Annotated in this window: 8 protein-coding genes; 3 read left to right on the top strand and 5 right to left on the bottom strand. The window is 34.0% G+C overall.

Going from position 1 to position 14,399, the window contains the following annotated elements:
• Window positions 1-43 precede the first annotated feature (43 nt).
• A complete protein-coding gene (locus T367_RS0115380) occupies window positions 44-1,201 on the bottom strand; it encodes an acyltransferase family protein (RefSeq protein WP_027420647.1) in 1,158 nt (385 codons plus the stop codon).
• 239 nt (window positions 1,202-1,440) lie between these two features.
• On the opposite strand from T367_RS0115380, the gene T367_RS0115375 reads away from it, so the two are divergent.
• Window positions 1,441-3,021, top strand: a complete 1,581-nt coding sequence (locus T367_RS0115375) for a hypothetical protein (RefSeq protein WP_027420646.1) — start codon at window positions 1,441-1,443, stop codon at window positions 3,019-3,021.
• Window positions 3,022-3,332: 311 nt separating this feature from the next.
• Here the strand turns inward: T367_RS0115375 and T367_RS0115365 are convergent, their stop codons facing one another.
• Entirely contained in the window at window positions 3,333-4,559 is a 1,227-nt protein-coding gene (locus T367_RS0115365; RefSeq protein ID WP_027420644.1) for an alanine dehydrogenase, read from the bottom strand.
• Window positions 4,556-4,969, bottom strand: coding sequence for a tRNA (adenosine(37)-N6)-threonylcarbamoyltransferase complex ATPase subunit type 1 TsaE (tsaE, locus tag T367_RS0115360; RefSeq protein WP_027420643.1), 414 nt, complete (start codon window positions 4,967-4,969; stop codon window positions 4,556-4,558). The genes T367_RS0115365 and tsaE overlap by 4 nt, the downstream gene beginning before the upstream one ends.
• Before the next feature lie 320 nt (window positions 4,970-5,289).
• On the opposite strand from tsaE, the gene T367_RS0115355 reads away from it, so the two are divergent.
• The gene (locus tag T367_RS0115355) at window positions 5,290-10,377 is read left to right on the top strand and encodes a fibronectin type III domain-containing protein (RefSeq protein ID WP_027420642.1); all 5,088 of its coding nucleotides are present in this window, start codon (window positions 5,290-5,292) and stop codon (window positions 10,375-10,377) included.
• On the top strand, window positions 10,377-10,793 hold the full coding sequence (locus T367_RS0115350) for a hypothetical protein (protein WP_027420641.1): 417 nt from the start codon (window positions 10,377-10,379) through the stop codon (window positions 10,791-10,793). Before T367_RS0115355 ends, T367_RS0115350 begins: the two co-directional genes overlap by 1 nt.
• Before the next feature lie 354 nt (window positions 10,794-11,147).
• Here T367_RS0115350 and T367_RS0115345 read toward each other — a convergent pair whose 3' ends face one another.
• Together T367_RS0115345 and porX are read right to left on the bottom strand one after the other, a co-directional pair.
• Window positions 11,148-12,335: an IS4 family transposase gene (locus tag T367_RS0115345; RefSeq protein ID WP_262485463.1), complete on the bottom strand. Its 1,188-nt coding sequence runs from the start codon at window positions 12,333-12,335 to the stop codon at window positions 11,148-11,150.
• Window positions 12,336-12,810: 475 nt separating this feature from the next.
• Window positions 12,811-14,355, bottom strand: a complete 1,545-nt coding sequence (gene porX / locus T367_RS0115340) for a T9SS response regulator signal transducer PorX (RefSeq protein ID WP_027420639.1) — start codon at window positions 14,353-14,355, stop codon at window positions 12,811-12,813.
• Window positions 14,356-14,399: the final 44 nt, after the last annotated feature.

The raw sequence follows: 14,399 nt of genomic DNA, 5'->3' as shown, positions 1-14,399 counted from the left end.
GTTTAAAATTACTAAATTTTCCGTTCTTTGAAAGTGCATTCATTTAATCTTCACTACCGCTTTTTAAGACAGTAAAATTCTTGTTTTTTAAATCAATAAACCATTTTTCAAAGTAAATAAAAGATATTTTACTTATTAGGATTGATCCAATAAAAATAGAACCGTAAACAGCTATATTATATAAGAATAAATTCGTTTTAGGAATATATTCGTTACATAAAGCAAAGCAGATATACATTATAAGTGGATGATACATATAAATCCCATATGATATTTTACCCAAATAATCTAAAGTATAATTTCTTAAATTCCTTTTAAAGAGATCCGATGATACAAAAAGAATTTCAATCATAATAAATCCTGCAAAAAATAAATTTTTCAAAGCGAAATTAAAGTTTACACAAAAGAAAATAATTATAATCATCGTATTTAATAGAAAGGCAAAACGAAAATTTAATACTCTCTCAATCTGAATTCTATAATAAAAAAGTAGAAAACCTCCGATACCGCCAATTGCCATAAAATGAATTGGTATTAATTTTATCATGAATATCAAAAACTCGCTCGCTTTTAGATTAATGGATCGTAACAATATTGGATAAATTGGAGCTATTGCTATTAAAAAAAATAAACCCAATAAAATAAATTTATTTTTACTTTTATTCACTAAATGTGGCCAAACGATATAAAATTGCTCTTCAACTCCAACTGACCATGATTGAGATGCTCCTACGACAGCAGGTTTTAACATTAAAGCTAAGTTAGGCAGAAAAAGCACAAATAATAGTAGCGTTAAGTATGGGTCATCTTGCAGCATTAAAACCCGACTAAAATAATGCGTTTCATTTTGAAATATTTCAAAATAATTTGCTCCGAATGGTATGATTACAAATGAAAAAAAAACTATTAGGTAATAAAGAGGCCAAATTCTTAATATTCTTCGAAAATAAAATTTACGAATATCAATTTTATTTTTTTGGGATTTTTCACTTAATAATAAATACGTAATTAAAAAACCACTTAAAACAAAAAAAATATACACTCCATTTTTACCTAAATGACTAATAAAATAATTCAGATTGGTATCGTACAAACTAATTAAGCCATCTCTATGTTTATAAAGTTCAATATGGTGAAACACAACAAAAACAGCCGCAATTGCTCTAATTTCATTTAGGCCTTTAAAAAAAATACTCTTCATAAATGTGCAAAGTAAACTTCAAAAGTAATGCAATTTTACACAAAGGTATTTCTAGTTTAAAACTATTAATAATTATTCAGTCTAAATTTCTATATTGTCGGCTTAAAGATTAAACTTAATAAGCAGATATTTTTCGTATGTCCAAAATTTTCACAAACAAGGTCAATTTTCTTTTTTTAATTATTTTGACGCTGCTTTTTTTTCGATTCGTGTACCTCGATCAAGACTCTCCCTCATATATGATTGGGGGTATCTGTCTTGAAGACGAAGTTGTCTATTCAAATTCAGCATTAAGAGACTATTATAACAGTAACGATAAACTAATTGAAGGGTTCAAAAATCTCGAAAATGAACCTTTTATGTTTCATAGTTACCCGTTGCATTATTTATCTTATAAATGCTTCGGAAATACTTTTATTGGCCAAAGAGCACCTGCTGTTTTAATTTCACTTATTATTATTATTCTACTGTATAAAATCACACAACACATTCAATTAGAATACTATTCCATTAAAGAAAAAGGTTATTTCCTCCCCCTTTTTGTTCTTTTTTTAGTTTCAACTGATTTTACTTTTTTTACTTTTAGTCGCTATAATCAACCCTTAATATATTCAATTCTAGCCATAACACTATTTCTGTATATACTATTTCAAAACAACTTAAAAAAAAACAAAACATTAATTCTCGGCGTTTTAGGTGCGCTTTCAGTGTTATACATTTACCCGTATAATGCATTTCTCCCGACTGGATTTTTTTTAGGCACATTTCTTTATTTAGTATTTAATAAAGAATCTATTTCAGAATACAAACAATTATTATTTGTGAGTTTAGGAGGTTTATTAGGTATTTTCATTTTCATAATTGGGTTATATTTAACAGGTCATTCGATACAAGAATATTTGGGCTCTTTTACGGAATATGATAATGCTAGACCAACAATTAATACGGATAGTTGGTTTAAGAATTTATTGAATCCAATTGGTATTTTAACAACTAACCTTTTTAGATTTAACCCTGTTTTACTTTGGGGATTTCTTTTTATAATATTCCACTATGGTAAATTAATACTAACAAAAAAAGGAAAACGATACCATTTCATTATACTTAGTATTATAATAATGGCCTTTTTTCAATCAATCTTTGTCAATAGTTATCCTTTTAAAAAATGGATTGTATTAATGCCGTTTGCTATTGTTGGAGTAGTTGAAATTATGCTTAACCATAAAAATAAAAAAGAACTAATTGGCACATTCATTCCCTGTTTATTAATTTATTTATATGCTGTAAAAGTTAATAATTCAAGCGTTTATTGGGAAGCTCTTAACTATGGCTACTATGATAATCTACCTTTTTATTTTTATGTTGCTTTTACAATTTCATTAATTCTTCTCTTGACCTTTTTACTAATAAAGAAAATACGATTTTACCCAATAATCTTTATACCCTTTATTGCATCTATTTATTTTGTATATTTTAACAAACCCTCGTTTGCCACTAAGGAAGGGCTCCAAAAGTTTGCTCCAAAAATATCAAACAAACCACTTTTTACAACATTTGCATATTCATATTCGTTCTACAGTAATGCAATTCCTTTATGTAATTCTTACGATATACAGTTTGCTCCAAGCAGATTTTCAGACTATTTATTAAAAATTGAAAATGCAAATTTCGATGAAGTGTTTTACACATTAAAAATTATGCCTATAGATCAGGAAAATTTTAATAAAAAAATCGGCGACTCTGTCTTATACAATGATCAAAAATTACGCTTAATTGATAAGTTCGATACAAGGTATTATAAAGTATTTCTTCTGAAATAAAGGTGATTTCATAATATATCCGTTATCGTTCCTCGGACTTTTTTGATTTTCTCATCCTTTCAAAGGTATAATGCTTATTTTTTTTGTTTCACTGCTCAATCAGCGAAAATGTTAACGTCGATTGAGCGGAGTCGAAATCAACAACCACTAAAATATTAAAATTCAGAGCTGTTGGATCTTTTACCTTGTCCAATTTAGCTTTCTTTGACGGCCGAAGCCTTTGGAGAAGGAAGTAGCGAAGTTGGGCCTTTTGCCTCGTACAACAAAGCTCAGCGTAGTTGGATCTTCCGCCTTTCCACCTCCGGTGAACCCTAAACATTCCCCATCGCCAACAACCACTCAATATTTTTATACGGCAAGTCGAAAACTTTACCTAGAATTTGACTGGTTAAATTGCCTTCGTAGATATAAACACCACTTCTAAAACCATAATCTTTTCTTATTAAATCTTTACAACTCCCCACCTCACCAATTTCTAGCATAATGGGTGAAAAGATATTACTTAAGGCAATAGATGCTGTCCTAGAGACACGCGATGCGATATTGGGCACACAATAATGAATAATATCGTGCTTGATATAAGTTGGCACTTCGTGATTTGTGATACGAGAAGTCTCAAAACATCCGCCTTGATCAATACTCACATCAACAATGACAGAACCTTTTTTCATATTCTGCACCATTTCCTCAGTTACAATACAAGGTGTACGACCGAATGAAGCACGTACAGCCCCTATTACAACATCAGCTCGTTGTATTGCCTTCATTAATATTTTTGGTTGAATCACAGAGGTATAAACCCTGCTTCCAATATCATTATGTAATCGTCTTAATTTTGAAATAGAATTGTCAAATATTTTGACTGAAGCTCCCAATCCTAAAGCAGTTCGACAGGCATATTCACCTACTGTTCCAGCACCTAGAATCACAACCTCTGTAGGCTGAACACCCGCTACACCGCCCATCATTATCCCTTTACCTGTTTTATAATCAGACAATAATTCTGCAGCGATTAAAATTGAAGTATTCCCTGCAATCTCACCCATTGCCCGAACGACAGGATAAATGGATTGATCGTCTTGAATATAATCCCAAGCCACTGCAGTAATTTTTTTCTGCATCAGCGACATGAGTGTTTTTTTGGGATGTAATGTCAATTGAAGTGCTGAAATTATTGTTTGATGACCAGGCATCATTTCAATTTCAGCGTCAGTTGGTGGTGCTACTTTTAATATTATGTGGCATTTAAAGACCTCAGATCGATCATAGACAATTTCTGCTCCCGCTTCGGAATAATCAATATCCAGATAACGACTTTTTTTACCTGCGTCTGATTCCACCAAAATTTGATGGCCATTGCTCACTAAAAACTGTACTGATTCCGGATTCAATGCGACTCTATTCTCTTGATAGGTTGTCTCTTTAGGAATACCAATGCGTAATTTCCCTTTCTTCTTTCCTATTGCCAACATTTCTGCTTTTGGTAATAGACTCCCCTCTTGCATTAAGGCTTTCAGTGTTTCTGGATCAGTAATCATGTATTTATTTCGATTATTCTACAACCATTCTCTTCGTGAATATTCACATTTACGCATTTTTCGGGAAGAAGGTTATCAATTCGCTCAGGCCATTCTATAAAACAATAAGCGTCTTCTTCAAAAATCTCTTCAACCCCAATATCGTATGCTTCCATTTCGTCTTCTATTCTGTAAAAATCGAAATGATAAACCTTTCCGTAAGATAGTGAAAAATACTCATTAACAATTGAAAATGTTGGTGACGAAACATGGTCCTCAATTTGCATTTCTTTTAGAACAGCCGTAATAAAAGTTGTCTTTCCAGCTCCCATAGATCCATAAAACGCGAATGATTTATGACCTTTAGTTTGTTCCAAGAATATTCGACTTGCTTCAGGAAGGTCTTCCAATTGAGGTACCCGGATTTGCATATTTCCAATTTTCAATCAAAGATACATAATTGAATCCTTCAATATGCACCTGTTTATTATTTATTGCACCACTTTTGCCACTATACACAAAACTTCATCGCAATTCATTATAACGCCACCCCACAACTTAATCAACTAATAATTAACCCACAAGGTAGATTGTTTACTTTTTTTTTCTATATTGATCTCAAGTATTAACCCAAAATTAATGTGATCAAGTAAAAAATTGCCGATAGACTATTCCTTCAAGCCATATTGAAAACTGACAATTTAAGTCAAGCCTAACTTTAAGCAAGTTTTATTGATTGCGCATTTTGTAAATGTATAAACGACTTTTACATATTGTGTTTTTATGTAGTCTACTTTTTTCCTTAGCGGGAAAGAGTCAGACTTATCCTGTGCAAGCATTTTTGCAGGTCTCACCACCCTACTCTTCTTATTTACCTGATTATGCAGATCCTTTCAGTAATCAAATGAAAGTCTTACTGACTTTGACAGACTTCTCTGTTCCTAGTTACCAAGTTAAACTGCGATTTAAAATTGAAGGTAGCGGTTATACCATGCAGAATACTGATTTAGTCAGTCTACCAAGCTTTACTTTAACACCTGGAATTCCTGTAGAAATCAGTGGCGCATTATTAGCACCCTATTTGCATACCAGTAATCTAGCCATCACAGGATTCGACATTGGTGCTTACGAACGGAATAAAATTTTACCCGAAGGTCCAGCAACAATATGTGTAGAAATCGTGAACTTCTCAGGTGTTGATCAAGCTCTTCTAGCAAATTCGACTTGTGCACAAACTTGGTTCAGTTTATACGAACCGCCATTATTAAACTTACCTTTTTGTGGAACGGAAATTAATGCGACAGATCCTCAAGGCGTATTGTTTTCTTGGACACCATTGCATATGGCTTCTCCTTTCGCTGGGGAGACTACTTATCTATTCGAATTGTTTGAAATTCGACCAGATGGCAGTGATCCAAACCTTGTCGTGAATTCGAGTTTACCAATTTATACAGAGTCAACCAATTTTACATTCATTAATTATGGCATCATGCAACCGCCTTTACAAGTCGGTATGACCTATGTTTGGCGCGTTAAAGCCCGTGATCCTTCGGGAAGGGAATTGTATAGAAACAATGGTTATACAGCCGTATGCACATTCACTTATGGCAGTATTGCGGGATCCATAATTGGAGATTATACCATGGAAATTGAATCGAATGGTACTGGTGTTCGACAAGGTTTGGCTTGGTGGAATGCTAGCGATTTATTTACATCCTATCATTTAGAAGTCCGAAAAACAGGGAATCCAGCTTACGAATGGTTCCCCTATTCTATTGAAACAGGTCAATATAAAATCAATAGTCTTGAGCCTCTAACAGAATATGAATGTCGCGTTAAAGGTATGGCGGGAGAAGCTTCAACACCTTGGAGTAACACTTCTGTTTTCACCACCCAAGCGAATCCGAATTATACATGTGGAACGACTGCTTTACCTGGTCGAGCAGCAAGTATTGTTCCACTTAAAAGTTTAATACCAGGAAATATAGTGGCCTTAGGACAATTCGAAATGCGGGTGATTTTTGCAGAGGAAACAGGAATTCCAGGAGAATTTTCCGGTGCTGGTCGAATTGAAATTCCATTTATGCTAGTGAGTATGAATGCGACATTCGATAGAATCCTAATCGATGAGGACATGGTGATGCGTGCAGGAAGAGTTGATATCATTTCAGAAGGAATGGACGATTGGCTGCCTGAAGAAACTGAATTCTATATTGAAGGTATTGTCGATCGTGTAGAATTCAATGATGAAGACAGTACATTCACTCTTTATTTTGGCGACGAAGAACGCACTTTCGAATTCGAATTTGATGGTCCGATCACCGTGTATGACGAAGCTGGCTATGTCTATACATTAAACCGCGATGGCACATATACGCGTGTTATGGGCGGTACTCATGACAATGATGTACTTGATGCTACAGCCAATTATCAAATAATATTCGAGCCCAGTGAAGATCAAACCTATGGATTTGATGAATTCACTTATGCCAATTGGTCTGATAATTATCCCTTCATTACGCTGCGGGATTCTAGTATTTACAGACCACCATATAAAGCAATGGGATCGAGAAATAGTGATGAAATCATTGCCAAGATTCGATCTATCGATCCGATTGAGGCACCTTATTTTGAAACTTCCCTTGGAGAAGCGTTGACCAGTCATCAAATTAACGACACTGCCTACCGCGTTGAATTAGGCGAATATGTAGTTACAAAAGACCTTTATGCATTCGATTCTGAAGGCGCCAAAATTGGTAAAGCTTACCTTCCTATTTATGCATCCTATGTTCGAAAATTAAAAATAGTTCCAGTTAACGGTGCCACTCCGCCAGTCGATATACAAAGCCAAATCAATACTATTTTCCGTCAAACCAATCGCGCATTCGAGGTAGATATCGCCTCTAATTACGACTATGAATTTGACCTCAACGACAACGGTTTAGACGCACCCGAAGGAGAATTGATGAGTCGTTATTCGAATGAAATGCGGGTCTTAAGAGACGCCTATTTCGAAGATTCCACTCAAGCCAATCGCACCTATTATATTTTTGTTGTTCCAAGTTTTAACGACGATTCCAAAGGTTATATGGTGCGCGGCAAAGCAGTTGGATTCATCGCCGAGGGAGAATCCGCCCGCACCTACGCCCACGAATTGGGCCACGGCGCATTTGGTCTTCGTCACACCTTCGACGAAGTCCCACAAGGCACCACCAACAATTTAATGGATTATGGAGAAGGAGTTCATTTAACCCATGCGCAATGGGACGAGATTCAAAGTTTTAGTCCTGTTTTTTCTATTTTGGATGATGATGAGGATGGGGCTTATGAGGATATTTCAGAATTGCTCACCTTTTATCAGAAACAAGAAACATATGTTGCCATTCCTGCGGGTCACGCAGTTCCACTATTAGACAAAACTACGTTAATCATCAACGGCATTGATTCTTCCATTTTCGATATACATGGCAAAGTCTATAAATTTAAAAAGGATGGGATAGAGTACGAACCATTCTTTGGTAAAGCACTCGACGGATCTCTATATTATTCGGGTTATTATACTTCTGAACAGATGGATACTTTAAATAGTTATCCCGAAAATTCTGACGAAAAGCATAATAAAATGGTTGAAATTCGTTTTGACGATTTTTCCTCCATAAGTAGTACAACCCCAATTTACACTAAAGCACCAAAAAATCAATTTGGCACTCCTTCCGATTGTTATTGCGATCAATTCTGGACAGTGGATGATCGTGTAAGTGCAAGTACTTATAATAGTTATCCACATTGGGCATATGCCAATTCAATTGACGGGCGTTTAAACAGAGAAGTTGACATCGAATACGAAAATTGCACCGGCGTTTGTATTGATTATGACCAGTATGATATTGCTGGTCCCGCCGAACGAATATTTGTCGATCTTGCCGATGAGTATCCTGATGACTTAGAAAATCTGACGTTATTGACGCAATATTTAAACACAAAAATAGACGCCAGCGAAACATTTGCCTTCTTCGCAGACGAACCTGATGGTGTAGGGAATTCTGTCTATAAATCGATTCATCATCTCGAAATTAAATCCAACCTACTCTCCCTTTTCTTAATTAAAAAAGAAGTGACTACTGTTGCTCAATTCGAAGAAATATTTGGTTCGGATTTGATGTCTTCTACAAGAAATGCAGAGGTTATATTCAGTGTAAAAAATCTTTGGGAAGGCATTGATAAATCAACCTACAATACGAATTCTATCGATAGCTATTTGTATAAATCTCAAGGAGTCGTTGTTCCTTACGAATATAGTTTAAACGATTTGATTCGTAGAGATGCATCCAAAAAACTGAATAGTATTCTTTATAAAGGAATTTTAGACCTTGAAAATCTTGGACTCGCAGAACCAATTGATATCGGAGAGTACCACGAACAACTCTATGCAAAATACGGCAGTGATGCAGCAATCTTAGGACTTGTAGAATCCGCCGCTGTCTTTTCTCAGTTATTTTGTATAGATCTTGCAGAATATGGTGAGGAATTGGCAGCATCTCTTAATGCGCTAGAAAAAGCTACTCAAATTCATGAAAAGTATTACAATCCATTATTGGGAGACGCATACTATTCAGGGTTTTATGATTTATTCTCTTTTATAGATATGTCCTCCTTTTTTATCGGAGATGACCAGTCTCTTAAAAACTTTGCATTTCTATGCGGTATTTATAACGGTTTATTAAATGAGCTAACAGAGGTTACTAAATTAATTCCATTAATGGCTGAAGCTATTTGTAACCCTGAAGTTTTTGAGGGCATAGTTGAAGCCATATCTAATATCGACTTTAACTCCATTGCAACAATGGTCCAAAACGACTTCGAAGGACTCAATCCTTACCAAGAAAGTGAAATGCTTGGACGTTACACAGTAACCATAATGTCAATTTTAGTTCCAATCACCAAAGCAAAATGGCTAACTAAATTCAAAAAAGCGGGTAATCTTATTCGTGATCTTAGCGCCTCATTAAAAAAATTTACTACAGACATTAAATATGGTAATCTCGCAAAATTAGAATTTCAAGCATTCGGTAGTAATAATAAAATTATCGAAGTTAGTTCTGGTACAGAGATTGCAACAATTTTGGATGATGATTATGGCACCCTGTTGTTAAATCCTGATCGCATCACAACAGACTATACCCCCGATCAAATTATTGTTGAATACGACGCAATTTTTTATAAAACAACCGACGATGTTGAAATAAAAAATGGTAAATTAGCAATTGTAGAATTGGACGACGGTTCAGTGCGGGTTGGGGTAATAAGAGGCGATCCTGATTGGATGAAAAATCTTTCTCTTGTTAGTAGAAAAGAGTTAGAAGATTACTTTGATCTAATTAAAAATGATCCTCCGTTTGAACTAAAGTCAAATACTCCTACTCATAAAGCGCAACGATGGGAACAATATAAGTTAGAAAAAGGAGAAGATGCATGGGAATTTACAAGATGGAGTAATTTATATGATCTAAATATGACTCGAACTTTAAAGTCACATCAAGGAGTAAATGATTATCACAGTGCATTAGGGTGGGGCGAACGTGAAGTAACAATAAGCATTGGAGGTAAAACTAGACGATTAGATATTGCTGACGTTATTTCTGAAAAAGGGATTGAAATTAAGGAATATTCAACAGGAAAGGTATATAATACGACTGATATAAGAAATGAAGTGTTATTAGACAAACTTTTAGTTGAAGATGGTTGGATTATAGAATGGGTTTTCAAAGGATGTCAACCAAGTCGTCCATTAGATATTGCCTTAGTAGATGCTAATATTACAATAAAACTAATTGATTAATGACAATAGATGAAAAGCTAAAAATTAAGGAAGACTTTGAGTGGTGGATTACATCAATTCCTGATAAAGTTCTTGAATTACAAAAAGAATTAGATTTTAATTTAGACAGAAGTTTGGAGTCATTGAACAATATTGAGAAACATCTAATCGAGAATTTTACAGAAGATTTTTTAAGTTCTGAGAAAGGTGGACTAATTTATGATCAAATTACTTCATATATCGGATCAACAATTAAATTATTAGTCCCTAATTTACATTGGCATATTGAGGTTGAAGATAAAAAAAATGTTTTTTTTGGTTATCCTTCATTAGTTAGTGAAAAATTTCCAGCGTTGTGCCCACATATTTTAGTTTTATCTTTAATAAGAAAAAAGCAATTAGGTTTCATAAGTAAAAAAATTACATCCCGCATTTAATTAGAGGGCCTACGCCTTCAAAATTTTCACGTAAATTCAAAAGCCCCAAAACAACAACACCCCACTCAACCATCAAAACCACATCAGAAAAGATTCTGCTGTGGAGCGGATTTTCTAACTGAAAAAATTGCTTTAGTTGAAAATTTATTTATTTAAACCCTTAGTAGCTTTAACCAATTTATAAATGTAGCCCACTGCGAAGTTAGCTCTGCTGCTGCGCCAGTACAACTAATCCCCTCGCTGGTGCGCGAACAAAGTCATTAAGTTAAGCAAAATCACAATGAATCTTTCATGTTTTTAGGAACTTTTGGTTTTTGTCTATTTCGATACTTATCTTTAGCTCTAGTGGAGCTTCTATTTGTTCTTATCGGGATGGGATGTTTTCTGAACAATTCTTTTAAGATAATTTTGAGTATCCGTACCAGAGAAAAATAAATTAACAATTCTGTCTTTCAAGAATCCATATGATAGATTGTTATTGACTTTATATTCATATTTTGTAATTGATTTTTTTTTCAGTTCATCGTTTATTTCTCCAACTATTAGACTTTGAATATTTGATACAAATAAAGCGGCATAGAAATCTTGTAGGATGCTACTCTTGGAATATCCAGAAAAATGCTCTGCTTTAAGTTTAGTTTTTAGCTCGTCATAAAACAGTTCCACACCCCATCTTTGAAAGTATAATTTTTTAAAGATATCAGACGAATATTTTTTCAAATCTAAAAGTGATGTAATGAGTATTTCGTCTTCACTATTAGGTAATTTTACTCTCACTAATCTAACTGTTTCAAATGAACTTTGACTATATGGTTTGTCAGATACTTTGGTGTTTTTACCAGGTTTTATTTGAATTATTCTACTTTGTTCGCCACTCTTATAAAACGCAATAACTTCATTGTTAAAGTCTTTTTTCGCTCGAATCACAAAATCAACATTACGCTGACAATGCTCATATATCAACCTAAATGAGGGATAACCTCGATCATAAATTACTAAGTCCTTTTCTTTAGTGTGTTCAAGGTGTTGAATAGCAGACACGACCTCACCTATCGAAAGTGGTGATAGTATCCCTTCTAAAACAAATTTATTTAACACATCATATAAAACAGATACTCTTGCTTGAACAACCCCAGTGTTGCTTTGGTTCTTTGTTTGCCCAAATTCATTTAAAAGTTCATTGGTATTTGGCAATGTCAACCTAGATCCATCTACAGCTAATAATCTAAATCCTTTCCATATTTTAATTGATAAATCATTATCAGTGTAGAATTCATTGATAAGTGTTTTGTTTAGGTGAATAAAAACTTCTGGCTTAATCTTATTTCTGCTTTGAATAAATGCACTTTTGGTGTAGCTAGTAAGGGTCAATTTTCCAGTAAAGTTTCTTACATGCTTCACAAAATTTTCAATCTCTAAAGAAAGACTTTTTCTTAAAAAATTCATCATAAAGAGCAAGGTAGAGGAAAAAATTTGTTTTCGCTTCCTCGTAAAGTCAGTTTTTGATACTTTAAAATGAAGTGAAAGTTCTGGATTATTAATCTCACATTTGATAGAATTGAAAATAAATTCTGAAGTTTTTTTTCATGATATTAACTATTTGATTACTAAGTAAATATACGAAATTAAATACGTTTAAAAAAGTGTAAATTACTAACAATCAAATATTTAAACTCTTAACTTAATGACATTGGGTGCGCGAATCCTTTCGCGTTCCTTTTTAATTCTAAACTAAAAAAAATAACCTTTTTACTTAATTAATAACCCAAACAATAACACAACAAATAACCAGCACAAACACAGCAGAAAGGATTCTGCTGTGGAGCGTATTTTCTAACTGAAAAAATTGCTTTAGCTAAAAGGTTTTTATTTAAACCCTTAGTAGTTTGATCTAATTTATAATTTGAAAACCAAAAAACGCTGGTGCGCGTACTGATAGAAATCGGCACTTTTCGCGTTCCTTTTAAATCCAAATGCCAAAAATCATCACCTAAAAACTCGCTGATCTTCAGATCAGCTACTTCGCCTTCAACGTCACGAAAGGAATCAAGACCTCCTCCAACGAAACACCGCCATGCTGAAAAGTATCCTTGTAATAATTCACATAATAATTGAAATTATTCGGGTAAGCAAAGAAATCAGCATCCTTAGCAAATACAAAAGTCGAACTCACATTCTCTTGCGGCAACTTAATATCTGAAGGCTTTTCAGCTACAAAAACTTCTTTTTCATTAAAGCTCAAATTCTTCCCGACTTTATACCTCAAATTCGTATTGGTATGTTTGTCACCTACAATCTTAACGGCATTTTCTACACGAATAGTTCCGTGATCGGTTGTCAAAAATGTTTTAATTCCTTTTTCTGCAATTTTTTTGAAGATTTCCTTCAAAGGTGAATGGTTAAACCACGTCTTGGTTAACGAACGGTATGCTGCTTCATCATCTGCCAACTCTTTAATCACTTCCATCTCCGTTCGAGCGTGCGACAACATATCCACAAAATTATAGACAATTACATTTAAATCATTCTTGTCTAATTCGTTAAACTTATCAACTAAACGCTTAGCAAAATCTAACTTAACAACCTTGTTATACGACATTTTAACATTGATATTATTACGTTTCAAATTCGCGCGTAATAAGTCTTCTTCAAACATATTCTTACCGCCTTCATCACTTTCATTCTTCCAGAACTGCGGATATTTCTTCTCGATTTCAAGCGGCATTAATCCAGCAAAAATTGCATTCCTTGCATACTGCGTTGCTGTTGGCAGAATTGAATAAAAAATCTCTTCCTGTTCGATATTAAAAAACTCACTTACCAACGGTTGTAAAACCACCCACTGATCGTAACGTAAATTATCAATAACAATTAGATAAACAGGTTCCTTTTTCACCGCATCAAAAACTCTCGCTTTTAATAATTCGTGCGACATTAAAGGACCATCCATACTTCCTTGAATCCAATCGGTATAGTTATTGTCAATGAAACGACAGAATTGCGTATTGGCTTCTTTTTTCTGCATGGTAAAAATCTCTTTCATACCCTCGTCAGATGAAGCTTCTAATTTGATTTCCCATTGCACCAGCTTACGGTAAATATCCGACCATTCATGTACGTCCAGTCGATCGTTTAAACGCATTCCAATTTGTCTAAATTCGACCTGATAATCGTGCGTATTCTTTTGGCTTACCAAATCTTTAGTATCTAAATTTTTCTTTAAAGACAATAAAATCTGGTTAGGATTTACCGGTTTAATCAAATAATCGGAGATTTGACCACCAATGGCTTCCTCCATAATATACTCTTCTTCACTTTTTGTGATCATTATAACCGGCACACTTTGATTATTTGCTTTAATTTGTGCCAAAGTTTCCAAGCCATTAAGACCTGGCATATTCTCATCTAAAAATATTATATCATAATGCTTAGATGCAGCCATATCAACTGCCTCAGACCCATTATTAACGGTGTCAATCTCGTATCCTTTTTGTTCTAAAAATAAAATATGTGGTTTGAGTAGATCTATTTCGTCATCCGCCCATAAAATTCTTGCTTCCATCTTTGTATTTTTAATTAGTTTTGATGTGTTAAATTAATCATTTG

Origin of the sequence: Crocinitomix catalasitica ATCC 23190 (genome assembly GCF_000621625.1) — a bacterium.
GTDB classification, from domain to species: Bacteria; Bacteroidota; Bacteroidia; order Flavobacteriales_D; family Crocinitomicaceae; genus Crocinitomix; species Crocinitomix catalasitica.
Note: the sequence above shows the minus strand (reverse complement) of the source record. Positions and strands in the feature narration are given on the sequence as shown.